Source organism: Alistipes putredinis DSM 17216, assembly GCF_000154465.1.
In the GTDB taxonomy this organism is placed as follows: Bacteria; Bacteroidota; Bacteroidia; order Bacteroidales; family Rikenellaceae; genus Alistipes; species Alistipes putredinis.
This window is the reverse complement of the sequence record NZ_DS499577.1, coordinates 895,464-921,887: the sequence shown is the minus strand read 5'-3', so window position 1 is coordinate 921,887 and position 26,424 is coordinate 895,464. Positions and strand designations below refer to the sequence as shown.

Annotated in this window: 20 protein-coding genes and 2 pseudogenes; 18 read left to right on the top strand and 4 right to left on the bottom strand. The window is 48.1% G+C overall.

Annotated elements, in window-relative coordinates; genetic code table 11:
- Window positions 1-16 precede the first annotated feature (16 nt).
- From ALIPUT_RS04360 to ALIPUT_RS04305, 12 genes and pseudogenes are all read left to right on the top strand, one after another.
- Window positions 17-2,389, top strand: a complete 2,373-nt coding sequence (locus ALIPUT_RS04360; protein ID WP_004328521.1) for a DUF4253 domain-containing protein — start codon at window positions 17-19, stop codon at window positions 2,387-2,389.
- A gap of 142 nt (window positions 2,390-2,531) precedes the next feature.
- Window positions 2,532-3,296: a DUF4261 domain-containing protein gene (locus ALIPUT_RS04355; protein WP_231290539.1), complete on the top strand. Its 765-nt coding sequence runs from the start codon at window positions 2,532-2,534 to the stop codon at window positions 3,294-3,296.
- A 29-nt stretch (window positions 3,297-3,325) separates the two neighbouring features.
- Window positions 3,326-4,657, top strand: a complete 1,332-nt coding sequence (locus ALIPUT_RS04350) for an SWIM zinc finger family protein (protein ID WP_004328519.1) — start codon at window positions 3,326-3,328, stop codon at window positions 4,655-4,657.
- Window positions 4,644-6,119: a DUF5691 domain-containing protein gene (locus ALIPUT_RS04345; protein ID WP_004328518.1), complete on the top strand. Its 1,476-nt coding sequence runs from the start codon at window positions 4,644-4,646 to the stop codon at window positions 6,117-6,119. Before ALIPUT_RS04350 ends, ALIPUT_RS04345 begins: the two co-directional genes overlap by 14 nt.
- A 14-nt stretch (window positions 6,120-6,133) precedes the next feature.
- Window positions 6,134-7,213: an ATP-binding protein gene (locus ALIPUT_RS04340; protein ID WP_004328517.1), complete on the top strand. Its 1,080-nt coding sequence runs from the start codon at window positions 6,134-6,136 to the stop codon at window positions 7,211-7,213.
- 28 nt (window positions 7,214-7,241) lie between these two features.
- On the top strand, window positions 7,242-9,464 hold the full coding sequence (locus ALIPUT_RS04335; protein ID WP_004328516.1) for a DUF5682 family protein: 2,223 nt from the start codon (window positions 7,242-7,244) through the stop codon (window positions 9,462-9,464).
- A gap of 14 nt (window positions 9,465-9,478) precedes the next feature.
- Entirely contained in the window at window positions 9,479-10,609 is a 1,131-nt protein-coding gene (locus ALIPUT_RS04330) for a vWA domain-containing protein (protein WP_004328515.1), read from the top strand.
- Between the two features lie 6 nt (window positions 10,610-10,615).
- Window positions 10,616-11,041: a tetratricopeptide repeat protein gene (locus tag ALIPUT_RS04325; protein ID WP_004328514.1), complete on the top strand. Its 426-nt coding sequence runs from the start codon at window positions 10,616-10,618 to the stop codon at window positions 11,039-11,041.
- Window positions 11,042-11,062: 21 nt separating this feature from the next.
- The gene (locus tag ALIPUT_RS04320) at window positions 11,063-11,686 is read left to right on the top strand and encodes a hypothetical protein (RefSeq protein WP_004328513.1); all 624 of its coding nucleotides are present in this window, start codon (window positions 11,063-11,065) and stop codon (window positions 11,684-11,686) included.
- Between the two features lie 151 nt (window positions 11,687-11,837).
- Window positions 11,838-12,578, top strand: a complete 741-nt coding sequence (locus tag ALIPUT_RS04315; protein ID WP_004328512.1) for a toxin-antitoxin system YwqK family antitoxin — start codon at window positions 11,838-11,840, stop codon at window positions 12,576-12,578.
- 6 nt (window positions 12,579-12,584) lie between these two features.
- Window positions 12,585-13,517 carry a hypothetical protein gene (locus tag ALIPUT_RS04310; RefSeq protein ID WP_004328511.1) on the top strand — a complete coding sequence of 311 codons (933 nt, stop codon included), beginning with the start codon at window positions 12,585-12,587 and terminating at the stop codon, window positions 13,515-13,517.
- Window positions 13,518-13,983: 466 nt separating this feature from the next.
- Window positions 13,984-15,188, top strand: a pseudogene (locus tag ALIPUT_RS04305) (IS256 family transposase).
- A gap of 218 nt (window positions 15,189-15,406) precedes the next feature.
- Here ALIPUT_RS04305 and ALIPUT_RS04300 read toward each other — a convergent pair.
- On the bottom strand, window positions 15,407-16,465 hold the full coding sequence (locus ALIPUT_RS04300; RefSeq protein ID WP_004328508.1) for a helix-turn-helix domain-containing protein: 1,059 nt from the start codon (window positions 16,463-16,465) through the stop codon (window positions 15,407-15,409).
- A gap of 314 nt (window positions 16,466-16,779) precedes the next feature.
- Between ALIPUT_RS04300 and ALIPUT_RS04295 the strand changes: the two genes are divergently transcribed.
- From ALIPUT_RS04295 to ALIPUT_RS04285, 3 genes are read left to right on the top strand one after another with little or no spacing between them, the layout of a single operon-like run.
- Entirely contained in the window at window positions 16,780-18,003 is a 1,224-nt protein-coding gene (locus tag ALIPUT_RS04295) for a DUF3575 domain-containing protein (protein ID WP_004328507.1), read from the top strand.
- Window positions 18,000-18,920: a DUF5119 domain-containing protein gene (locus tag ALIPUT_RS04290; protein WP_004328506.1), complete on the top strand. Its 921-nt coding sequence runs from the start codon at window positions 18,000-18,002 to the stop codon at window positions 18,918-18,920. The genes ALIPUT_RS04295 and ALIPUT_RS04290 overlap by 4 nt, the downstream gene beginning before the upstream one ends.
- Before the next feature lie 45 nt (window positions 18,921-18,965).
- Window positions 18,966-20,087: a fimbrillin family protein gene (locus ALIPUT_RS04285; RefSeq protein ID WP_026314684.1), complete on the top strand. Its 1,122-nt coding sequence runs from the start codon at window positions 18,966-18,968 to the stop codon at window positions 20,085-20,087.
- A 188-nt stretch (window positions 20,088-20,275) separates the two neighbouring features.
- On the opposite strand, the gene ALIPUT_RS04280 is transcribed toward ALIPUT_RS04285, so the two are convergent.
- The gene (locus ALIPUT_RS04280; RefSeq protein ID WP_004328504.1) at window positions 20,276-20,533 is read right to left on the bottom strand and encodes a hypothetical protein; all 258 of its coding nucleotides are present in this window, start codon (window positions 20,531-20,533) and stop codon (window positions 20,276-20,278) included.
- Between the two features lie 4 nt (window positions 20,534-20,537).
- Window positions 20,538-21,298: pseudogene (locus ALIPUT_RS04275) on the bottom strand (ParA family protein).
- A 287-nt stretch (window positions 21,299-21,585) separates the two neighbouring features.
- On the opposite strand from ALIPUT_RS04275, the gene ALIPUT_RS04270 reads away from it, so the two are divergent.
- On the top strand, window positions 21,586-21,915 hold the full coding sequence (locus tag ALIPUT_RS04270; protein ID WP_004327465.1) for a hypothetical protein: 330 nt from the start codon (window positions 21,586-21,588) through the stop codon (window positions 21,913-21,915).
- Window positions 21,916-22,056: 141 nt separating this feature from the next.
- Complete coding sequence (locus ALIPUT_RS04265; RefSeq protein WP_004328501.1) at window positions 22,057-23,445, top strand: transposase; 1,389 nt, start codon at window positions 22,057-22,059, stop codon at window positions 23,443-23,445.
- Between the two features lie 296 nt (window positions 23,446-23,741).
- Here ALIPUT_RS04265 and ALIPUT_RS04260 read toward each other — a convergent pair whose 3' ends face one another.
- Entirely contained in the window at window positions 23,742-24,545 is an 804-nt protein-coding gene (locus ALIPUT_RS04260; protein WP_004328500.1) for a hypothetical protein, read from the bottom strand.
- A gap of 1,471 nt (window positions 24,546-26,016) precedes the next feature.
- On the opposite strand from ALIPUT_RS04260, the gene ALIPUT_RS04250 reads away from it, so the two are divergent.
- Window positions 26,017-26,313 (top strand): hypothetical protein, encoded by a 297-nt coding sequence (locus ALIPUT_RS04250; RefSeq protein WP_004328496.1) that lies wholly within the window; start codon window positions 26,017-26,019, stop codon window positions 26,311-26,313.
- The last annotated feature ends 111 nt before the right edge of the window (window positions 26,314-26,424 follow it).

Below are 26,424 nucleotides of genomic sequence, written 5' to 3'. Positions count from 1 at the left end.
TAAAAACATTCAAGATATGAGACCAACACAATATGAAGCGGCTCTGGCTGCAATGACGGCCTGGCTCTCGCACCCGCAGGAACTGGGACACGAGCCGGCAGAGATAGAGTGTACAGGCACGTTCGTACTGCACGATATGACCTACTACATCTTCAAATACAAGGATACCAAGGACAGTGAATGGCTGCTGGGTGTGAATGGTGGATACGAAGGAGACAGCTTGTCTGACTGCGGCCATACCTTCAGTGAGATGGAACCTTATGACGAAAAGACGGCTGTCAAGGATGCTACGGCCCTTGTCGAGATGGTGCGTTCCTACTGGATGGAACAGGCAAAGCAGGCCGAGGAACGTGAGAAAAAGACCGGCACATTCGTGGGATTCGCCCTGCTCTCCGACAACAGCTGGGACAAGGAAAAATACATCAGAGATTTGAAAGAACAGTGGGACATCACCGCTGAAGAGAAATCTGACGAGGAACGGAATCCCGAGTCACTGGTCTTTGACGTGGGTGACATGATGGCGGCGGTAAGCCTGATGCCTGCCCCCGTACCTAATGGCGAAGCCGAAGAATGCGCGAAGAACAATTACATGTGGCCGGAGGCCGAAAAAACAGCCAAAGAGCATAAGGCACACATCATGGTTGCCGTTATCGGCAAAGAGGAGTCCCTGATCGAAAGAGGCAAACTGTATGTGAAGCTGTTGTCTGTCTGCTGCCACCAGAAGAACATAACCGGTATCTATACCAGCGGTGTCGTTTTCCAGCCCCGTTTCTATGAAGGCTTTTCCGGAATGATGAAGGAGGATTCGCTGCCTATATACAACTGGATATGGTTCGGGCTTTACCGTACCGAAAAGGGAATCAGCGGCTACACCTATGGAATGGAGTGTTTCGGCAAGGACGAAATGGAGGTCCTTGACGTGGATGCCGACCCGTCAAAGGTGAGAGACTTCCTGGCCAGCATGGCAGGATATGTTCTGGAATACGATGCAGTTCTCAACGACGGAGAAACCATAGGCTTCTCTGCTGTCGATAAACATAGGATAACACGTGGACAGGGTGTTGCCCTTCCGGACAAAGTGACTCTGAAAATCTCATACGGCAGCGAAGACGATGCCGATGGCGGTCCCGATTTCCCGGATGACACGGATGAAGTGATGGACGATGCGGAAGGCCATCTGGAGAAGTTCAAAGAGAAGGATCTGCCGTTAGATACAATTACGGCCTACAATCATCTGGCAATATATCTACGCTGGTGCATGGTAAATGACCTTATGAGGGATGATTTTCTTGAACAGTTCGGAGACCTTGTGGCCCGGATCAAAAGCGGCTCGGCCGATGATGACCTGAGGGTGTTCATAAAGGACAACCTGAACGGGCAGCTTACAAGATTCCTGTTCAATAAACAGGGCCGTGCATTTGCCGACTACTATTATGGCAGTTACTATGGCGCCAACGAAACTCCATTTTATCCCGGAGACATTGACAACCACGCCCTGGATTATTTCGGTCCGGAAAGGTATCATTCCGATGAGTTCAAAGAGGAAGCATACCTGTTTGTCCCGTATGACGAGGATTATTACCAGGCAATGTCACAACGCATAGACAGACGCTTCGCCAACTGGCAGGGGCTGCATATAGACAAAGATACCGTTGAGCCAGACGAACTGGCCCGTGCCTTCATGGATTATCTTGATTGTGAATGCACCTATTTCCCATCCATGAGTGACGATGACCCTATCATGTCAGCCTATACCTATGCCCAACGGCTCGGCGTACGGGAAGGCTTCATCCCCGTTCTGGTCAATGTCGATGAAGGTTTGTGGGAAAACATAATCGGGAACTCGGATCCTGACAGCGAAAGCTCGGATGATTACACATTCAACCGGGAAAAAGTCAATGAATTCCGCAGAAGGCTGCTTGAGGCTCCTGTCATGGACGGGAAATCCATCCTTGACAAGCTGACCGGGCAGGACAACGATGATATTGATGAAGAGCCTGAAGGCGGATTCGACAACAACCGTTATTCGAGCTACTGGAATACCGATACGAACATGACGCATCCGCTGATCCTTGCCCGTATTCCGGTCACGGAGCCGTGGAAAATATTCGCGTACCTGCCATTCGGCAACTGGAACGACTGTCCTGCAAACCCCGAACTGATGGCCATCTCAAAGTATTGGTACGAGGAATACGGTGCTGTTCCGGGAACCTTTACCAGCGACCAGCTGGAGTATGAACTTCCAGCTCCCGTTCCGGAAGACAGAGCAATGGAAGCCGCAATACAGCAATATGCTTTCTGTCCGGATATGGACCAGAGCTGTGACGGCATAGGCAGTCTTGCCGACACGTTGCGTCAATCCAGAATATGGTATTTCTGGTGGGATTAACCGATTCTTTCACATTCAAAAGCATTTCAATATGAATCAAGTATTTCAACAAGACCTAAATACAAAGGAACTGCAGCCCGGAGGACCTTTACTTATAAACCTTCTGTTCAAGGAACCGGTTGAATTGCCGGATACGCAGAGGGTGGCTGATGTATGCCGGAAGCATTTCGGCAATGTAGAATGCCGCGAAGGTGATGACAAGTCTGTCTTCATCACAGCTTTGGACCACATGGTGGAGTTTGAGGACGGGAAAGCACCCGTGCAGTTCCTGATGACTTCGTGCATGGACTTTGACGGAAAGACCGTGGACGACTTCACCCGGAGCCAGATGTGGGACTGCCAGGAAAGCCGTGACCGTATCCTTGAGGAATGCCGGTACAGTATGCTCGCTACGGACTTCCTTGCCCGCGGCCTGTCTTCTCTGGAACGTGCCAATCTGGAAATGGACTACCTTGAAGTGCTCGCCGAACTGTTCCTGTCCTGCGAAGCGTTCTTCTTCAGCGGCAGCGGGAAACTGTTCGAGGCGGAGGAAATCCGCGGCAATCAGATAGAAGGTCCTGACCGGTTCATCCGCTATGCCGTAAACGTCCGTTTCTTCACGATTCAGGGTTCCGACGACATGCTGGTCGATACACTCGGGATGAACACGCTGTTCCTGCCTGACCTGCAGTACCACTTCCGCGGACTTGATCCGAACTGGATAGTGAACCATGCCTACAACGTGGCTTCCTATCTGCTTACAAGCGGCAACGAAATAGATTCGGGAGAAACCATCGATGGAATCAAAGACGGTGATATGGACCGCAGCATCCAGTGGAAATGCCAATACGAAGACGCGCTGATACAGCCCAAGCGTCCCGTACTTGACATCAACACGGGAGAATATGCAGCCGGGAACAGGGAATGATTTACCAATGACCAATTAACTTGTTGCGTATGCCATTGAACTTGACAGAAGAACAGATATTGCAGCTCGCTCCCGACGACTCATCTGTAAAGGCCGGCAAAGGACTTGCGACCTTGAGCAAATGGGTACTGAAGGAATGCAGCGGACGTGCCGTCTGGGGTCATTGCCAGGGAAGCGGAAAGAATCCCTACCAGACGGTGATAGACTTGAATGACATTGCGTTCAAGTGTTCCTGCCCGAGCCGCAAATTCCCGTGCAAGCATGGGCTTGGCCTGCTGTTGCTGTACGCCCGCCAGCCTGACCAGTTCACGCAGGCGGAAGAGCCGGAATGGGTGACGGCGTGGCTTGCCAAAAGAACGGAGAAGGCCGAAAAGAAGGAGCAGAAAGCCAAAAGCGAAACCCCTGTGGATGAAGCGGCTCAGGCCAAGAGGCAGGAGAAGCGGCACCAGAAGGTACTGGGAGGCATATCCGACCTTGAGGTATGGATGAAGGACCTGGTGCGCAACGGATTCCTGAATGTTCCGGAACGTGCCTATACCCTGTTTGACAACATGGCCCGGAGGATGGTGGATGCCCAGGCACCGGGACTTGCGGGGAGACTGAGAGCCATGGAGGCTATAGACTTCGACTCGGAAAGCTGGAAATCCGACCTGACGGAAAGCATGGGCAGGCTGTACCTGCTCATGCAGAGCTACAGAAACATGGACGGCCTTCCCGAAGAATGGAAGGACGAGATACGCACGCAGATCGGATATCCCCAGTCCAAGGACAACGTCCTTGCCGGAGAGCCGGTGGCGGACAGCTGGCTCGTGCTTCACAAGCAGTCCCGTAAAGTCAACGATATCAATACCGACATCTACTGGTTTTACGGAAAGGAAAGCAGACTTTTCGCCAGATACCTGAGTTTTGCCGTTGCCGGTACCTTTTCCACCGAGAACTGGATTCCGGGCAGTGCCTATAAAGGGGCGCTATGCTTTTACAACGGCACGGGTACATGCCGGCGTGCATTGTTCCGGGAGTCCGTACTCGCGGAAGAAAACTTTGTGCCGGCGTGCAGCCCTAACCTGAAGCAGGCTGCCGCGGTGTACCGCACGGCCATGCTGACGAATCCGTTTTTCGAGGACGTCCCCCTGCTTGTGGATGACGTGAGGGTTGCCCGTAACGGGAAAGACTACACGCTGCTGGACAACGCGGGCAATGCCGTCCGTGTGGCGATGCCCGAGGAAACCTTCATCGACATCCTCGCCATTACCGGCGGCAATCCGTTCGCCTCGCTGGTCATTGTAAACGGGGATATATGGGAACTGAAATCCATTTGGTACAACAAAGAATATCATACTTGGAGAGATGAACGTAACTGAACCTATCATACAGGCTGCACTGCTTGGAACAGCCAACCGTGAATTCGTTCCCGGAGCCTTTCCCGAGTCCCTTCAGACTCTGGTTGACGGGATCCACGGGAAAGCCGAAGACACGGAATCGTTCCTGTACATGACAGCCGCATCCGCCTTCGCCTACAGGCGTGCCGGATGGGAACCGGCCGGAGCGGAAGGCATTGTCCCCGTGAAAACAGCCCCGGAAGAGGAACTGCCGTATTTCGACAAGGACCGGAGTCAACTCTTTTCCAGACTCCACGGTACACGCTATATGCTAGCCTACGCCTACCGTCTGGCGCAGGGGTCGGGAAAAATCATTTCGCCCGAATACCTCCAGCCGCTTATCCGGCGTGCCTATGACCGCAACAATCCGTTGCGGTTTGAAGAACGCAGGCTGCTGAAAAATCTCGTCGGGAACAGAGGCTTATGGCTGATCAGGCAGATGGGCCTTGTCGGAGAGGAATGCGGGATCACCGATTCTTGGGATACGGCCACCCACGGCGAGCGTAAGGAGATGCTTGCCAGATTCAGGCAGCAGGATTCTGCCGCAGCCCTTGAACTGCTGCGGAAAGACTGGAAGAGCGAACCGGCCAACCAGCGCAACGAGCTGCTTGAATGTCTCCGGATAAACATCAGCAAGGCCGACGAGCTCTTCATACAGGAAGTGCTGGAGTCGGACCGCAGCTCCATTGTCAAGGAAACGGCACGGAAACTTCTGTGCATGATTCCCGATTCAGCCATGGTGATGCGCTGCTGCGAACTCCTGCGTGGACATATCAGACACAACATGCTTACCGGATGGTCATACGACGAGATCGGATACACCCCGGAGATGAAGGCCATGGGGCTGTCCGAGGTAAGCTCCAACAAGAAAGAGGGCGATTCCGAATTCATCCTGAGGCAGCTCGCCGAACGGGTGCCTTTGAGTTTCTGGTGCGAGGTATATGGCTGCGGTAAGGAAGAGGCCGCGAGAAAATTCGCCAAGCATCCCCCTTTCAGGAAGTTCCTGGAGCTGGAGGACCCGATACTCAACTTCTCGGACGGGCTGTGGGCTTTCCACACCCTGAAGGAAGACCCTTCCTATCTGCGCAAGCCGGAACTCGTGGCGATGCTCACTCCCTCCCAGCGGGAGGAAATCAGCTGGCCGGAAACGGTCCGGGATTTCGGATTCATACCCGACTCATGGTACGGCAACGACTACGAGGCATGGGGCCCGAAATTCTCTTCCAGCGTCATGTCTTGGATTCTGAAAAAGGATTACCTGTACTATGCCGCAGACATGGCGGAACGGCTTGCCATGCATATCCCGTCACATCTAAGGAACCTGATCAAGGCCAAGGCCGCCTCTTCGGCGGAGGCTTCGCCGTCCATGAACGAGTTCTGCTCGAAGATGCTGGAATTCATGGATCTTAAATCTGAAATAGACACTTTGTTAAATGAAAAATAAATATTGATATTCATATGAGCACTTTACTGAGACAACATGCCGAGCAACAGTTTGCAGAGGAACTTCATGAACTGAAAAAGAACGAGACCAACCCGATTCCCGAAAACTGGGAGATGTCACCCCAATCCGTGGTCACCTACCTCATGGGAGGGATACTGAAGAACGGTTTTGAGGTTTCACCGAAATACATAGGCAACCGCCGCCTGATGGAGATTGCCGTGGCCACCCTTGTCACCGACCGGGCGCTGCTTCTGTACGGTCTTCCCGGTACGGCCAAGAGCTGGGTCAGCGAGCACATGGCGGCAGCCATATCAGGCGATTCGACGCTGATAGTACAGGGTACCGCCGGAACGGGAGAAGAGGCCATCCGCTATGGCTGGAACTATGCCCGTCTTCTCGCCGAGGGGCCGAGTGAGGGTGCCCTGGTACAGACCCCGGTGATGAAGGCGATGCAGGAAGGCAAGATCGGCCGCATTGAGGAGCTTACCCGTATCGGTTCTGACGTGCAGGATACGCTCATCACCATCCTTTCGGAGAAGACCCTGCCCATCCCCGAGCTGAACAAGGAGGTGCAGGCCATCCGCGGATTCAACATCATAGCCACGGCCAACAATAGGGATAAAGGTGTGAATGACCTTTCAAGCGCACTGAAACGCCGTTTCAACACGGTCATCCTCCCGTTGCCCGACACGCTTGAGGAAGAAGTTGACATTGTCCGCCGCCGCGTGGAGAGCTTCGAGAAAGTGATGCAGCTGCCGGCAGAGAAACCTGCCCTTGATGAAATCCGTCGTGTCGTCACCATTTTCCGTGAGCTGCGTCAGGGAGCCACCGGCGACGGCAAGACGAAGCTCAAGAGCCCGAGCGGCACACTGAGTACGGCAGAAGCCATATCCGTGGTGAACAACGGCCTTGCCATGGCCGGCTATTTCGGTGACGGCCAGATCCATGCGGAGGACCTCGTTTCAGGCATCCTCGGTGCCGTGGTGAAAGACCCTGTACAGGACAAAGTGGTATGGCAGGAATACATGGAGACAGTGGTCAAGAACCGTGAGGGCTGGAAAGACATCTACAGGGCTTCAAGAGATATGATTTGATTGACGTATTTTGCATGAGACAAGTAATATGACAGACATTCATCTATTGGGAATACGTCATCACGGGCCGGGCTCCTGCCGGAACATCCTGCAGGAACTTGAGCGTATCCGTCCCGACCTCATACTGCTTGAGGGACCGGCGGAGGCCGAGGCTCTCATGCCGTTCGTCTCCTACGGGCAGATGAAGCCTCCGGTAGCCCTGCTCGGCTATCAACCCGATGTGCCGCAGAATGCCGTATTCTATCCGTTTGCCGACTTCTCGCCGGAATGGCAGGCTTTGCGCTATGCTCTCCGGGAGAATGTCACCTTACGCTTCTTCGATCTCCCGCTTGCCCATTCCCTTGCCTTCGAAGCGGAAAGGAAGGATGGCAACGAGCCTGTAGAAGCGGATGATGAAGCTATTAAACAGCCGGGTGATCCGTTTGACCTGCTGGCAGAAGCTGCCGGCTATACTGACGGTGAATCGTGGTGGAACATGAACATAGAACAGCGCAGAGACGGCAGCGGCATCTTCGAGGCCGTCAAGGAAGCTGTGACCGCGCTCAGGGAAGCCCTCCCGGAACATACCTCCCGCAGGAACCTTGTCCGTGAAGCGTGGATGCGTCGCATGATACGAGCGGCCCAGAAGGAACCTTTCGGGTGCATAGCCGTAATCTGCGGGGCATGGCATGTCCCGGCACTGGAGAATATGCCGAAGGTGAAGGATGACAACGAGCTGCTGAAAGGGCTCCCGAAGGTAAAGGCGGAATGCACGTGGATTCCGTGGACGTATGACAGGCTCACCTTCCGCAGCGGTTACGGGGCCGGCATAGACTCTCCGGGATGGTATCATTACCTGTGGCATCATCCGGAAGATGACGGCACCTGGTGGGTCAGCCGTATAGCGGCCCTTCTGAGGAAGAAGGACATGGACATCTCGGTGGCCCACGTAATCGAGACAGTCCGTCTGGCGCAGACGACAGCTGCGTTGCGTGGATTGCCCGCCCCGACGCTTGAGGAATACAACGAGGCGGTGACCACCGTAATGGGCTTCGGGGACGATATGCTGCTGCAGCTCGTCAGGGAATCGCTCATCGTGGGCAACTGTCTGGGCAAAGTGCCGGAAGCGGTACCCAAAGTCCCTCTCCTGATTGACGTGGAACGGCAGCAGAAACGCTTGCGTGTTCCTTTCACGGCGGAAATAAAGGAGATGACACTTGACCTGCGCAAGGAGACCGACCTGGAACGCAGCCTGTTCTTCCACCGCCTGGCCCTGCTTGACATAGACTGGGCCAAGCCGGAAACCGCAGGCGGCAAGGGTACTTTCAAGGAAAAATGGAGTCTTTACCATAGACCGGAACAGATTGTCTGCATCATAGAACGGGCAGTCTGGGGCAATACCGTGGAGGAAGCCGTGCAGAAGTACGTCTCCGACCGCATGACCGGAATCACCAGAATCCCCGAACTGACGGGACTTCTTGACCGGGTCATTCCGGCCAACCTTCCGGAGCTTGTGGAAGCGATGACCATCCGTCTTGACCGTCTGTCGGCGGCATCCACAGACATTGTGGAGATGATGGAAGCGGTTCCCGACCTGGTGAACATCGTCCGTTACGGCGATGTCCGCAATCTGGATTTCAGCAAGGTGGGCAACATGCTCCGGGCCATGGTGGCACGTATCCTTGCAGGAGGTCTGCTCGTCTGCATCAACATCGACGAGGAGGCAGCCGGAGAACTTCTTGAACACCTGTCGGCTACCAACTATGCCGTATCCACGCTTGATGACGAAGAGCTGAACGGCATGTGGTATGGGTTCGTGCAGCAGATCCGCAATTCATCAGGAGCGCATCCGCTGCTCTCCGGGTACGCGGCACGCATACTCTACGACAAGGGCAGGATATCGCGTGAAGAGATGCGTGACACCTTGAGCTTCTATTCATCGGTGGGCAACGCACCTTCCGACATCGCATACTGGTTTGAGGGATTCCTGCGTGCATCAGGTTCGGTACTGCTGCTGGACGACAACCTGTGGCAGCTCGTGAACGGCTGGCTCTGCGGTTTGAGCGACGCAAATTTCATAGAACTGCTGCCGGTGATCAGACGTACATTCAGCAATTTCACTACAGCCGAGCGCCGCAAACTCGGCGAGAAGGCCAAAGGATTCGAATTGAACGGAACCGATACCGGAATCGCCTCCGGGGAACATTCCTGCAATGACGGGGATGCATCCAAAGTAATACCCCTGCTCGGCAGACTTCTGGGAATCGGATAAAAAAGGAACAGAACATGGAAACAGAATATTTGAAAAGATGGCGTATGGCTCTCGGCGGGAATGCCGCTGACGGGACGGGTGTAACGCTGACGGTGGAAGAACAGCGCCTTGACAGTTCGCTGGAAGCCGTCTATGACAGTGACCGCCGCGGCGGACTCGGGTCGTCGGCCCCAAAGGTAAGCCGCTGGCTTGGCGATATCCGGGAGTTTTTCCCACAGACCGTCGTGCAGGTCATCCAGAGGGATGCCATCAAGCGTCTGCATATCGATTCGCTGCTTACCGAGAAGGAGATGCTGGCAACAGTTGTCCCTGACGTACATCTGGTAGCTACACTGATGTCACTCGGCAGGGCCATTCCCGAAAAGAACAAGGACATGGCCCGTCAGGTTGTACGCAAGGTCGTGGATGACCTGCTGCGGAAGCTCTCTTCCCCGACCCAGCAGGCCGTCACCGGTGCTTTGAACCGTTCGGCGAGAAGGCGCAATCCCCGTTACAACGAGATAGACTGGAAGACGACCATCATAAAGAACCTGAAGAACTACCAGCCCCAGTACAAGACCGTCATTCCGGAAGTCAGGATAGGCTACGGCAGAAAATGCAAGGCTCTGAAGGACATCATTCTCTGTCTCGACCAGAGCGGTTCGATGGGAACCTCTGTCGTATATTCCGGCATCTTCGGTTCGGTACTGGCCTCCCTGCCGTCCGTCAATACGCGTATGGTGGTGTTCGACACTTCGGTCGTTGACCTTACCGATGACCTGCAGGACCCGGTTGACCTGTTGTTCGGTGTCCAGCTCGGCGGAGGAACCGACATAGCCAGGGCCCTGACTTACTGTCAGGGTGTGATCACACGGCCGCAGGACACTGTGCTGGTACTGGTGACCGACCTCTATGAAGGCGGTGACGAGAAGGAGATGCGCAAGCGTTTCGCCTCCATTGTGGCCAGCGGTGTGCAGCTGATTGTGCTTCCGGCCCTGAACGATGACGGGGCGCCCTGCTACGACAAGCGTAATGCCGAGTATCTTGCCGGTCTGGGTGTTCCCACATTTGCCTGTACGCCTGACAAATTCCCCGACCTGATGGCTGCGGCATTGAGCAAGCAGGATATCGGGATGTGGGCATCAAAGAATATCAAAGAAAAATAGAGGAATATGGAACTTTCAGATGAACTGTACGACAGAATCGAAGAACTGTCAGAAACGGGAAATGAGGCGATGGAAAGCGAAGATTACGCGAAAGCCATCTCCTGTTTCCAAGAGGCACTGGACATCCTTCCTGAACCGAAGGAAGACTGGGAAGCATATCTCTGGCTCGTCGGCTCAATCGGTGACGCCCATTTCATGATGGGGAACTACGGCAAGTCGCTGGAGTTTTTCCGCAAATGCTACAATATCGGAGAGACAGACAATCCTTTCATCCTGCTGCGCCTTGGCGAGAACTATCTGGAAATGGAGGATGAAACCAATGCAACTGAATTTCTTCTCCGCGCCTATATGCTCGAAGGGGAAAAGATTTTCAAGGAAGACTGGAAATATTTCCAATGGCTGTCCGGGCATGTGAATCTCAAACAAAAATAATAACAAAATTATACGGCACTCATGAAAAAGGAAATAACAGACAGAATCAGGCTACTGGGCGGCAACGTAGCAAACCTGAAAGGGAATTCACTGAAAGAGGATCTCTGTGCCATTACATTCGATACGGCCTTGTTCCTTAAACCGGTGGACACGCCCTGGCTGGCTGCCGAAGATACAGAGCCGATTGAAGGTTTGGGCGATTGGGTGGATGAGCATATGGAGTTGTTCAATTCTGACAGGGAGGCGTTCTATAAGGAAATGACAGATACGTTCTTTACCTTGGATGAAGAACCTCGCCGCCAACTGTTTTGGGTTGCCAGACCATTTACGCCATTCCAAAAAGGGACACCGGATTTTGAAGAATGGAATGGTTGGTTTACGGATAATGCAGAGCTGGGTGAAATCATCAAGTATTCAAATTGTGCCACTCCGGATTTTGTAGAGCTGCTTTATACGGACGGTTATCCCAATTACTATCTCATCTGCCTGTCAGATAACGACCCTGAGAATCCTGTCGTCTGGAGTACGGATCATGAGGAATTTTTCACGGAAGTAACCAATGAGGGACGACTGAATGATTTTCTCGACAGGTTCATGACTAAGGAGGAATTCCTGAAATTGGTGAAAAGTAAACTTGAAGAGTGAATATAATAGTTGGATTAATGCTTTATTTTATAGCAAAGCTATAAGAATGGAGAAATTTCTTCAAAATAAATATAATAAGCGGTTTGCCCCCCCCTGAAAATCAGTTTGCCACAGAACATTATCAACCTCGAAAAATAAAAATATACGACATATGAATAGAATGTTGATACTATACATTTTTTTGTTGCTTTGCGGCACGGTTTCCGCACAACAAACAGTAGAATGGAATGATTTGCAGCCCCTGACGGATGATGCACACCGCACAGTATATTATAAAAAAGACAGTAAACGGCCGTTGCAGGGAAAATATCGCATTATACGAGGGCTTGACGAAGAACACGTGAAACTTTCAGACGGCATGATAAACGGTGACTATCATCGCTACCGTGACGGGGTATTGCGTGAGTCGGGCATATATGTCAAGGGCAAGCGTAACGGTACATTCACGGAATACTACCAAGACGGCGTTACTCCCCGAAAGGAAACACCCATACTACAAGGCAAGATAGACGGAACTGTAAAGACCTATTTCCGTAACGGAAAAATAGAGATAGAAAAGGAGTACAAACAGAGTGTGGAGAACGGGCGGGAACGTCGCTTTGCCAACAAGACGGGTAAGCAGATTTTTGAATCTCATTATATCGACGGGAAAAAAGATGGCGAGGAATGGGAAATCTTCGAGGACGGCCGCGCAATACGCAGCAAGACTACATGCCACTACCGTAATGGAAAACTCGACGGTTCGTATCGTGTGGAATCAACATGGGAGGGTAAACCCTATATAACCATTGAGGGACAATACACCGACGGTGAGAAATCAGGGCAATGGATACAGCATAACTATCAAGATAATACCCAAACCTGCACATGGCATGGTGAAGGTGGGGCTTAAACTTAGATGAAAACCGTCATCATAACACTACTTTTGACGGCTGCATCGGTCATGAGTTGCAAGCCGCCTATGCCTCCGACAGACAATGAGTCCGCCTGCACATCTTCATGCAAACAAGACCAACGGACAGCGGATGTTATTGGCGAAGCGGATATAATAACGGGGATTGCTTCCGATGATTTTCCCTCCCTTTTCATACAAGGCAATCATTTCCAGTTCCAACGCAAGAATGGATTATATGCTCCTTTGGGTATTGGGTTCATGGAGGTCATAGCCGAGCAGAACCCCGTCATACCATTATACCGGACAGCAACGTGCAAGGAGCCGGAAGATAGCATTGCACTGCATCAGTATCCGTTTGACAAGGATATTGCCGAGCGGAAAAGGAAGGATGACAATCCGCAGGAATGGCAGGACGGACAGAATAACGCTTCATGCAAAGATGGCAGATATTACTATCGTTACTCTTCGGAATCAGATACGTTAATGCCCTTGGCATGGAGATCCGGAAGCAACATACATGAATACTTAGAAGAGACGGCAAGTCTGATCTACACTTTTCCCATGCTCCGTTTTAGAGTGTTGGGCTTAATGGCGGGAAGGGCTGAAATTGTACTGAACGAGGAAAGCGGAAAAACGGCATGGATCAACTGTTCATCTGGGCAGATTATGATGCATGGAAACAGGATGCAACGCAACCGCAGCCTCATGCGGATAAATGGTATTCCAGCGAAAAGAACGCATGACTTTGACACCTACTATATCTCTTGGGAAGACTATCTTCGCATGGTGACGGTAGTCTGCTTCAAGGACAATACAGAAGTCCGAAAACCGTTTGAGGTACAAGGCGATACAATAAAGAGTGAACAAGGCTGGAAATTATGGAAACAAGGAGAAGAGCTACTGATAAAAGATATTATAGAATACTACCTTGAATAATGTCGGCTGCCGGACAAACGCCGGGGAACTCTTTCGGGCGGGACGGGGCGCGGGAAGTTTCGGCGAACAGCCGAAGCCCCGTGTGTCAAAGTGCAAGCGCAAGATAGTGAAAACCCTTTCACCCACGTTAGGGATTGCAGGGGAAAAGCCACAGCATAGCGAGGACTTGTAGCGGAAAGCCCGACCCGAAGGGGGAACGCCCAAACAACCACCCGAACAAACTGCTTTTTGGCAAGGATTGCATTTATGGAAAAATACGAAGTAGATTATAGTGAGTCATCCTATTTTGTTTTTTAATACAAACAATGCGATTTCGCCCAATAGCAAAGTCAAAAAGCTACCTATCCAAAGATAATAACCTGTTGACAAATGAAAAACTCCAAGAGTGCTTTCAATGCCCCGTTCGAGAGTGTAAAATAAACTGTGTCAGGCTATAATAATAATAGTTTAACACAGTTTTTATAATATGGCCAATTTGGAAATAGACTACAAGAAAGCAGCCCAGCAGCTGCGTAGCGGTGAAGCACTCTTCGGTAAAGACGGAGCTTTGGCTCCTATGCTAGAACGTATCCTAAACGCAGCCTTAGAAGGTGAGATGGATGCTCACCTTAATAGCGTTGACTGCAGTTCTGGCAATCGTCGTAACGGCAAGATGAGCAAGACCGTACAGACAAAGTATGGAGAGGTGATAGTCGAAACCCCTCGTGACCGTGACGGTTCTTTTAAACCGGAGACAGTTAAGAAACGTGAGACAATTCTTGCTGAAGGTATGGCAGATCAAATCATCAACATGTATGCTCTTGGTACAAGCACTCGTGATATAAGCAAGTACTTTGAGCGTGAGTTTAACACAACCCTTTCAGCAGAAACCATCAGTGCTATAACCGACCGAGTTATTCCCGAAATAACAGCCTGGAAGTCCCGTATGCTTGACCCCGTCTATGCCATTTGCTGGCTTGACGCCATTCACTACAAGGTAAAAGACGATAAGGGTCGTGCAGTCACTCGTGCAATATACAATGTCCTAGGTGTAAACAAGTCTGGTCACAAGGATCTTCTTGGTATGTATATATCTGAGAGTGAGGGTGCTAACTTCTGGCTTGATGTTATGACCGACCTTCAGAACCGTGGTGTACGTGATATTCTGATTTGTTGCGTAGACGGTCTTAAGGGATTCCCTGATGCCATCCAAAGTGTATTCCCGGAAACCTCCGTTCAGCTATGTGTAGTCCACCAAATCCGTAACTCAATCAAGTATGTAGGAAGCAAGCATCAGAAAGAGTTTCTGAAGGATCTCAAGACCGTATATGGTGCTGTAAGCAAGGATTCTGCATTAGCACAGCTTGACATGGTTGATGAAAATGGGGTGAGATGTACCCCATAGTAATCAAATCCTGGCGCGACAACTGGGAGCGTCTTACGGAATATTTTCAGTATACTCCTGCAATCCGCAAACTTATCTACACAACCAATACGGTTGAGGGCTATCATCGTCAGGTGCGTAAAGTAACGAAGAACAAAGGTGTGTTCCCGTCAGACACCGCACTTGAAAAGCTTGTGTATCTTGCCTATCGAGACATTAGTGGGAAATGGACTATGCCACTGTCTAATTGGGCACTGATATCACAGCAACTTGCCATAAAATTTGGTGATAGGTTCAAGATTATGTAACTTTGCTTGTGAAAGGCTCCTCTTATTTGTATGCAGATGTGAAATCTGCACACAAATAAGAGGGAAAGAATAAAAAACAGAGCCGTGACACAGTTCAGTTTACACTACCCCCGGATGAATGTTCGGGGGATTTTTTTTCTTTTGGGCGTTCCCGTGGGACGGTCGGGCTTTACGTTTCAAGTCCTCGCCTAAAGGCTGTGGGCTTTACTCTGCAATCCCTAACGCATGGCTGAAAAGTCCTCTTGCCGGTGTTCTTCTTCATACAGCCTCATGCGTTCTTGTAATGCTTCTTTTAAATTGTCGCTTTTTTTCAGTCCGAGTTTGGCACGTATGTTCGCTCGTTGGCTGGTTATGTTTCCGCTACTCCGATGTAATAATTCGCATATTTGGCTGACGGTCTTGTCTTGCAGTATTAAACGGCAGATGTTTAATTCGGACGGGGATAAATTGGGATATATTCTCCTGATTGTATCAAGTTTACTTTTTTCCTTTTTCTGGTATGCGGCAAGGGCTGTAAAAAGATTTTCTTTGGATTGTTCCCCTATTATGTTTAACAGGGAGCTTGTCTTTTCTTCCGGGTTATTCTCGCTTAACAACTCGGCGAACGCGAATAGTTCTTCCTTTTTCATTTGGAGACGTTTCAAAAGCATTTCCTCTTCCTCTTTTAGCAAGTTGCTACTTTTTAGCAAGCTGCTGATATTACTGTGTAAGGATCTTCCTAATAAGGGGATCATGGTGTATATGATGATGATCAAAGGCAGATAACTGTATAGGAACGGTTCGTCGGTGATAAGTGTGCAGATTGTATAGGAAGCTATGGTAAGGGAGGACAATAGGATGGAGATATTACTCATATAGGCACAGATGGAAAGCATGGTAAATAAGAGAGAGATAGTAATGTTACTCATTATCAATGCTCTTTGATAACTATATTCATATCCGCTACATATTGAGCAATAAATTATTTCGATAAAAATCTCGATATGTATGGCTATCAGTATAATGGAAAAGGTCGTGGTCAGATTTACTCTCTTTTTTAAATAAGCGAGAGTGCACATAATGATAAACAGGAATAATACGCTGTTAATATAATAAAACTGTTCATTGGGAAATGGAACTGAATATATGTATATGGGTGCGCATAAGGCCAGCATGAGCAGGGATAGATGAAAGACACGTTTTTGTTGATACGTTATTATCATTTCGCTTTCTTTTTTGTCGTAAGTTTGAGTTTTTATTGAACTTAGAAAAGTAGCGGCTTTTGTGCTGAATTTCATGTGTTTTATTGTTTTAAGTGTTATTAAGTATAATGTTTCCTGCAAAAATAACTGTTTTTTTCTTTTTTTTGTATGTTTAAGTACTTTTCTTTATGATGTTAAGTGTTTTTAATTGTTGTGTAAGCGTGATTGGCTGCTGTGGTAAGTGTTGTAGCTGTTGTGTGGTTGTCTTTTTAAGTATTTATAAGTTTAAAATACTTGTTTTTTGCTTTGGAGGTTGGTTTATAGGTGCATATCTTTAGCGGTTGAAATTCAGGGGGTGTAAAAGCCTGGGTTTGGATTGTCATATTAACAAATGATTAAATGACGAAAAGATGTTTTTTTATATTAAATGTGTATTGTTCGTGCTCGTGTTGAGTATAAGCGGAGAAATATCCGCTCAGGAGAAGCGTGATTCGGTAAGGATCTATTTTCATCAAGGAAAGGTAAATATAGATACATGTTTACTTGACAATGGGAACGAGATGGAGCGGTTTGCTAAAATCTGTTCCGCATTGAACGACTCCGTCCGTCTTATCAGGAAAATTCAAATAATAGGAGGAGCTTCCCCGGAAGGAGGGGGGCTGTTGAATGGAAGGCTGTCTGAAAAACGAGCAGAGGTTTTGTGGCGGTATATATCACCTTATATAAAGATTCCGGTATTGGAGTGGGATTTTCATTTTTCGGGAAGCGACTGGAACGGACTTATAACGATGGTGAGAGCGGATGTGAATGTTCCGGAGAGGGAGGATGTCCTTCGTTTGTTGGAGAAGATCGTACGTTTGGAAAACCAGGACAGCCCTTATTTGGGGGGGGGAGAACTGAAAAGACTGAAAGGGGGGAGGCCATACTCATATTTGTATAAATTCCATTTTCCGAAACTTCGTTCGTCGATGGTGAAAATATGCTATGATAGTGATCCGATAAATCCCGTCAGAGATACGGTATATATACATACACGTGATACGTTGTGCATCCGTGATACCGTTACCGTCATAGCTCCGGTAAAGAAACGGCCGTTTTGCATGGCGGTGAAAACAAACTTGCTTTATGACGCTGTTTTGATACCTGACATCGGGGTTGAGTTCTGTTTGGGGAAGAACTGGTCTGTGGCCGGGAATTGGATGTATGCCTGGTGGAAAAGTGATCGGAAGCATAATTATTGGCGTATCTATGGGGGAGATGTGGAGTTGCGCCGCTGGTTCGGTCGGAGAGCGGTGGAAAAACCGTTTTCCGGGCATCATGTCGGATTGTACGGGCAGATCGTCACCTATGATTTCGAATTGGGTGGGAAAGGTTACTTGGGGGATAAATGGAGTTACGGGGGAGGCGTGGCTTACGGCTACTCGTTACCTGTGGGACATCGGTTCAATGTGGATTTCACGTTGGGAATCGGCTACCTTGGAGGATCGTACAAGGAGTACATCCCTTTGGACGGTCACTATGTATGGCAGACCACTAAAAAACGCCGCTGGTTCGGCCCGACCAAGGCGGGTATCTCTTTGGTGTGGTTGATCGGCCGTGGCAACTACAACGAGAAGAAAGGAGGCAGGCAGTGATACGGATACGCTTTTGTCTGGTGTTCATATTTTTATGGATAGGACTGACGGCTTGTGAGCATAAGGATTTATGTTACGATCATCCGCACTTTGCCAAGGTGCGGGTAGTATTCGACTGGACCAAGATTTCCAATCATGACAAGCCTGAAGGCATGAGGGTCGTATTTTATCCGACCGACGATGAAAGCAACACGTGGATATTTGATTTCCCCGGAGGAGAGGATGGGGAAGTGGAGCTCCCCGAGAATGATTACCGGGTAATTTGCTTCAACTACGATACCGACGGGATGGTTTGGAAAGAAAACGGCAGTTACACGCTTTTTACTGCCGATACGCGTGATGTTCAGTCGCCGGATAACCGGACAATGGCTGTCACCCCACCCTGGCTGTGTGGCGACCATATAGACAGAGTTATCCTCAAGGACATTCCGGGAGGAAGCGCGGAGATAGTACGGCTAACTCCCGTAAACATGGTATGTCACTACACGTATGAGGTGAACGGTCTTCGGGGACTGGATAGGGTGGCGGATTTGCGGGCTGCTCTTTCCGGCATGTCCGGCTCGCTTAACATGTCCGGCGACAGTTTGCCCGCCGGTCTTTCGGAGAGCCTGCTCTTTGATGGAATGGTTTCACGGAATCAGATTATAGGCGGATTCTATACGTTTGGACATTCCGCACTTGAAGGAGAGCCCAATGTTTTCCGGCTGTATCTCAAGAACCGTTCCGGCAGCATGTCTGTATTGGAACAGGACGTGAGCGACCAAGTGCATGATGTCCCGGTAGCGGGGCATGTCGGTGATGTGCATCTGGTGTTGAATTTTGATTATGAGGTACCATCCGAGCCGGGAAGTGACGGTGCGGGATTTGATGTGGACGTTGATGATTGGGATGATGTGAATATGGATATAGTGTTGTAATACGAGTTTGTTAATTATATGTATCAATTTAAATTGTTTTTATTTATGAAAAAAAGTACAGTAATGCTTTGGGCAATCTTTGGAGCTCTACTCATGGGTTGCTCAGACGAGGAGATTGCGAATGTGGAAACCTCCTCACGGAATGCGATTGGTTTTAACGTGTTAAGTAATGCGGCGGAAACGAGGGCTATCCCTACTACCCCCGACAACTTGACGAGCACCGATTTCGACGTGTTCGCTTTTACGACGGATGGTACTGCCTTCATGGGAAAGGTAGACACGGATTTTGGACATGACGGAGTGAAGATCGTGTACAAAAATGGTAAGTGGGATTATGACGATGCGAACGACCTTCGTTATTGGCCTACCGAGGCTTTGGACTTTTACGCGTTCAATCCCGGAACGGTTAGTGAAGACATGATAGTGTTTTATAGTTGGGAAGCCACCAAGGATGTCCAAAAGATAAGTTATACCTGCATGGATGAGTATGGAAGCGGTACTACTCATGCAAACTACGACGTGATGTATGCCATGGCCAAAGGCCAGACAAAAGACATGAACAACGGAATAGTGAAATTTAATTTCAAACATATTCTGTCACAGGTCGTATTCAAAGCAAAGACCCAATACGATAACATGCAGGTGGACATCGACGTGATCAAGATTCATAATTTCAAATTTGCCGGCGCCTTCACATTGCCTGCGGCAGCCGATGGAACGGGAAGTTGGAGTTCGTCTGATTTAGCATTTCCACACGCATTTACCGTAGTGAAAAACGCAAACATCACGGTCAATAGCAATACCGAAGCTACCGATATTACCACAAATACTCCTATGCTGAATATACCACAGGAGCTGACTGCTTGGAAAGTTTCCGAAACAGCCACCAAAAGCAAGTTGGAGGCCGATAATGCGAAGCAATGTTATCTGGAGATCGCCTGCAAAATCCGGCAGTCCGGAGCTTATCTGTTGGGTTCAGCAAGCGAATACAAAACAATTTATGTTCCGTTCGGAGATACATGGGAACAGGGCAAGCGTCATATCTACACGTTGATTTTCGGTGGTGGTTATGATGATCAGGGAGAGGCTGTGTTGAATCCGATCCAGTTTGATGCAGAGACAACAGGCTGGGTTGATGCAGATAAAGACGTAAACGTCCAACCTTAATCCAAACGTTTATTAATATCGTACCCGTTGGCAGGTTAAACATACGCAAGATTAACCCTGCCAACGGGTTTTTTATAGGGAATCGCATTTTCAATATACTTTTTGATGTGTAGGGGTGCTTTTTGCGTACCTTTTTCCTGGAGAATTTCTTTTGTGGAGTGTTTGCCCTGTATATTCCCGATACGCTGTTATAGCAGGGAACTGTTTTTATCCAAGTAGTCAGATATAGCCTCTTGCAATACCGATTTTAGCGAATCGCCTTTGCGGATCGCGATCAGCTTTAAGTTCTGGTGATAGGTTTCGTCCATGACAAAATTACAATGCACGGTTTTCGCTTTCTTCGGCTTTTGAGCCTCTTTTTGCCCGGCCGTGGATTGGGTCAGGCTGTCTAATCCCCCGGTCAGCCCGGCCGACATACTGTTTTTTAAATCGTTCTTCTTTGCCATATGGTTACTTTATTTCTGTTAGCAGTTCGTTACATACCTTCTCGTAGTCCTCTGCCCCGGCAGATTTTGGGGCATAGTGAAAAATATCCTGCCCTTGTGTCGGGGCTTCGGCCAGCGTAATGGCGTTGCGTATATGGGTGCTGAACACTTTGCCCTGGAATGTTTCCTGTACCAGTTCCGAAACGCTCTTGTTCAGGTTCTTTCTTCCGTCGTACTGGGTTATCAGGACCCCGGCGATCGAAAGATCCGAGTTCAAACGTTGCTGCACCTTGTGGACGACCTGCATAAGTTTGGCCATTCCACGCATTGCCAGGAATTGAGCCTGAACCGGGATAATCAACCGATCCGAGGCCGTCAGTGCGTTAAGCGTGAGCAGCGACAGCGAGGGGGGGGGCAGTCGATCAGGATATAATCGAATTTTTCCTTTTGGCCCTTGATAAGGTGGGCTAAGATAAGTTCCCGCCCGGCCTCGTTGATTAACTCCGTTTCAACGGCCGAGAGATCCAGGCAGGAGGGAACGACGCTAAGACCGTCCTTATGCTCGTAGATCGGCAGGTCGTATTCGCCTTTCATCGCGCCGTAGATCGTTTGGGGAAGCTCCGCGGAGAAGCCCAGCGATTCGGTCAGGTTGGCCTGCCCGTCAAGGTCGATCAAAAGAACCTTGTACCCTTTTTGACGTAACGCGCCGCCCAGGTTGATCGTGGTTGTGGTCTTTCCTACTCCCCCCTTGTGATTCAATACGGAGATTACTTTTGCTTTGCTCATAAATTCAGTTTTTTAAATGGTTGTCATGTCCGCAAATATAGTTAAAATACTAATATACTAAAATACTAAAAGTAGTATTTCTCGTTTTTTGCGTGTTTTTTGTACCGATCGGGGAAGCGTACCGAAATAAATCCTGTTTCCGTCTTTCGGTACGTTTTGTTTCTGTACCGGAATTAATCAAAGATTAGAATAACCATAAATGTTTTTATACGTTAATCATACGTATGTATATATGTATATATTTGTTTTTGAGTATCTTTGTGTGCTATAAATAAAAAATAAAAGACATGAGCACTTATTCGTATAAAAATCCGAAGTTTATAAATTCCCCTAAAGGGGTGGTTGAAGTTGTAGAAGTGATTTATGACGGCAAAGATGATCCGGCCTATTCACTGGCTATTATTAAATGGGAAAATACCTATAAATTAGGTATTCGTTGGAACATCGCTTATAGTGAATGGGACGATTACCGCAAACAGAACGGGCAAGATGAATGTATAGGTAATCCACAGTCGAGAGGTATTCCCACCTGGTTTGTTTTGCCCGATGATATGATGTTTGGTGAGAAGTTCAGCGGTGCGATGCAGAGGCTTGATGAATTAAGAAAAGGTAAGTAGGGACAGTCGCGAAATAGGCTTAAAATTATAACAAATTGATTGTCAATGTGATAAAAATTTCATATCTTAGCTACAGGAATTAAAAATTCCTCCGAACACCCTGGAAAAGTGACTTTCGGAGGAAATGAGCAAAAATAACTCATGGCAAAAGTACGAAATTTATCTGACATTCAGCAAGAGATTGCATTTACAGAGTTTGATTTTTATCAGCGATACGAAGAGAGCTTCAAAACATCGGAACTTGGACGGATCAAGTCACTTCTTCCTCTTCGAGAGATGGCGATATCGTTCGGTTTAGTAGAAGAGAAGCCGAAGAGTTTGAGAGTGAAGCGAGGACGAAAGTCCTTCTTCACACCTGAGGGCAAGGTGGCGTTGGCGTTCTTGAAGATGTATACAGGATTGTCAGCTCCGAAGCTGATGGATGCGTTGAATGGAAACATCCATTATCAGATCTTCTGCGGGATCAGGATCAGTCCTGAGAACCAGTTGACAAACTACAAGCTGATCGACAGCATTCTGGTAGAATTGTCCAAGAAACTGAAGATTCAGGAGCAGCAGAAGGTACTTGCAGATGCATGGAAGCCGTACATGAAGAACCTTGATACTGTCTATACAGATGCCAGCTGCTATGAAAGCCTGATGCGCTTTCCAACTGACGTGAAGTTGCTTTGGGAATGTGTAGATAGAGCATACAAGATGATGTGCGGTATCAGTTCTCAGCTTGGTGAGCATCGAATGAGAACAAAGTACAATGATATCGACAAGGCGAACCTGGCATATAGGAAGCAGCGCAAACATACTCATAAGCAGACCAGAAAGATGATAATGAGACTGCTTGCATTGCTGGGCAAGATACTGGGAGAAATCCGCAGACAGATGCGCGTCCATCCGGATGAAGAACTATTGAATTACAAGCAGTTGGATATGCTTGAGACTGTCACAAGGGTATATCGTCAGCAGAAGAACCACTTCAAGAGTGGTGACTCTCGTGAGAGTATCCCTAACCGTATTGTAAGTCTCAGCAAGCCTTACATCAGACCGATAGTCAGAGGCAAGGAGACCAAGATAGTCGAATTTGGAGCGAAGTGCAACAACATATTGATTGACGGAATATCGTTTATTGAGAAGCTATCATTCAATGCATTCAATGAAGGAACGAGACTTAAGCACTGTGTGTCATTGTCGAAGAAACTTACAGGCGTTGATGTAAAAAAGATAGGTGGCGACCAGGGTTACTCGGGTAATGACAACAGAACTTTCTGCAAGGAGAATGGTATTGAAACCTCATTCACTCAGAAAGGACGAACTGGAAAGAATGAAGTTAAGAACGCTACTAAACGAGAACTTGCACGCGTTCGAGCTACAGCAATGGAAGGCTCTTTTGGAACTCAGAAGGAGCATTATGGTCTGCGAAAGATTGCTGCAAGGATAAAATCGACAGAGATCATGCTGATCTTCTTCGGTATCCACACAGCAAATGTGGTAAACCTTGCAAGACGAGAGTCAGTCCAAGTAGCTCTTGCAGCCTGATGTTCCACGCATGGAACACGACTTTACGGGAGTGGTAGCTCCAGACGTGACTGAAAATGAAAAAATCGGCCCTAAAAACAGAGCCGATGATATAAAAAACGATGAGTATGATCGGAAAAATAAGGGAAAGTCTGCTGGTTAATTCAAATTGAAGGAATTAAATGACTATCCCTAAATTATGCTGCATCCCTTGCCCAAGCGTTTGCAGGTCGTCGGGTTTATCCCATTCGACACTGCAAAAATACTATTGTCAGCGACCCTTTGCAGGGAGTAAAAAACAGCCCATTTCCTACTCCCTAAAATCCATAGATAGCGGATTCAGTATGCGGCAGCTTGTTTGCATAGGTTTTCAGCACTCCTTTCAGCGATTCATCGCTATCCTTAAAGTTTACATTTCGTGTCAGCCGCATAAAATAGAACAGACGGGAAATAAGCAACATTTTATTATAAGATACCTCTTTATCGCATCTGTGTTCATTCGCCGCACCTCGATTCGGCAATTTCAAAGCATCGAACAGATGTTTGAACTTATCCGCCGCAAAGCACATATAATAGGATGAATTTGTGAATGTCGTTGTGTAGGTAGAATGATCTATTATGCGGTAAAACTCCTTGTCTTTCCACTCTTTGAGTTTTTGCCTTAATCCATACATAACTGCTGCTTTTACATTTGGGTCTGCTTCGCGGCTCTTTTTACCCTTTACGCGGAATGTAATCTCAAAATCTTTTGAATCTCCGATATAGTCCAATATTTTGGTTAATGATTTTGGCGGGAGTTTAACCCAAAAACATTTGGTAAACTTTTCAATCGACCAATCGTAAACAAACAGCACAGCCCACCAAAATTTATTTACGTCCAATCCGAAGCCTTTAATTGTCGCTATAATATCCGTTTCCTGCAAAAACATTTCTTTTGTAAACGGGGCTTTTATCTTCTCCTGACAGACCCTATCCCAAAATCTGCGTGGGAAAGTGTCTATGACTTCATCACCCATATAATTCCAAGAATCGGTAATCGCATATACATATTCCAACTCTTTTTCTTCTTGTTCGTCGGCTTCATAAAAGACAAATCCTAAATCGTCGGTTCTAATACTCATAATCCAAATTATTTTATTTCCAAATTTAGCGAATTTCGCTGAAAAGCCCTCATTTCGGCTCCCGATAAAGAATTCCCCGATTCATTTGTTTGCTGAAAATAACCTCTGTACCTTTACAGAAGCCAGCAAGAGGGATAAGGGCGATGCCTAAATCTGTCCCCTGCTTCGTGCTCAAAAGTGGCACTTATACCACTACCTACCCAACCAACACCTAATTTAGGCTCTCGGCTCTGAAGAGCCTCAAACCCGATTTTCAGACTATGCTGTACTATGTAACGCAAAACAAATGATTCGACAACCGAAAAGCCGCCAAAGCCGCATTAGGCTCCGCCTGCTTTCGGAAATTATTAAAAACAAAAGAAATACTATTTACTAATTACGTCGCTAACGATGAATTATACAACGATTCCAAAATCAATTTGCCAGCTTCAGACGGGCAACGGCAAACCGACCGACATTTACGTTTGAGCAACGATTAAATGCAAATCGGACTACAAGACACAGACAAGCCATATAACGGAAGAAAGGCTGTCCCAAATAACGGGAGTAAATATCCGTACCGTCAAACGGTCTGTCCAACGATTAAAGGAGTGCGGAGCAATGCAGGTTACAACCCGCATAATCGACGGATGCAAACGCCGTAATTCCTATTATATAGCCAATCCCCAAACGGATTTCTATTTCGTGGATAACCGATTCTTTACAAAGAGCCACCCGCCGAAAATTGCGGGCTTTCTGCTCTTATTAAAGGCTATATGTCTTAATAATACGAATTCTATCCTCCTTTGAAATATCGGACAGATTGCCGATGCTGTCGGAATGAATCGTAATACGGTTTCCGCTCTTATTAAAGAGAGTAACGGATTAGGTCTGATTAAGGCCCTGCCGAACGGCTACGAAATAACGGATGATTGCTTTATAAACCCGCCGCAGAAAGACACGGCACACGCCGTCTATAATGAAATATGCCGATTCTGCATGACAAAGGGAACGAATCCGCCACAATGAAATGAACGGGCAATGAATCGGATTCTTACTAAATACAACATTACGAATCTGTCGGCCGATAATCCGCTGTCGGTTACTTATGCCCTTAATGAACGGTGCAAGATGATTCCCGAATCCGTGTCGCTGGCTTATTTCGTTAAAGTGTTATGCACCCAAGACCCGATAAAGGCAAACAAGCTACATTCACAATCTTTTCTACTCACATAATATACTTTCGTTCAGACGCTCCGATTTTATAGTCGGGGCGTTTTGCTTTGATACCCCGACCGAGCGGACAATCCCTATTTTTCACCCCTCCCCATTTTCGGATGGAAAACCGAATTTTTATCTATTCCATTAATAGGATTCCACATAAAACAGACCACCCCCTATTTATGCCCGAAACCATCTAACAGCATAAGATTATTGATATTACATGAAGTTGGATTACTACTGATAAGCGATAAACAAAAACTTAACCGCTATGTACGAAACACAAGAGAGAGCTAAACGGATTACGGACATCCATGTTTTATGGGGACAAAGCACGGTTATCGAAGAGCTGATCCAAGCGGGGAAAATCGACGAGGAATACCTCTATCCCTTTAATGGGGACGAGGTGTTGGAATGGTGGCTTGTTACTCCGTGGCTGGCCGAACGACTGAAAGAGCAGGGCGAAATCATCATCGACGAATTAGGGTGTCGTTGGTGGGGACGGCTGACAAGCGGGCAGGCTATTTACATGGACGGCGTAATACAAGAAATCTGCGGGAACGATTAACCCAACTTACAACTAACAAAGTTTCGATTCCATACTCCCGACTATTGGATAGAAACTTTGTTTTCAAGAACTTTGCACAATTAATCACAGCAACAGCACCCGAAAGGGCAG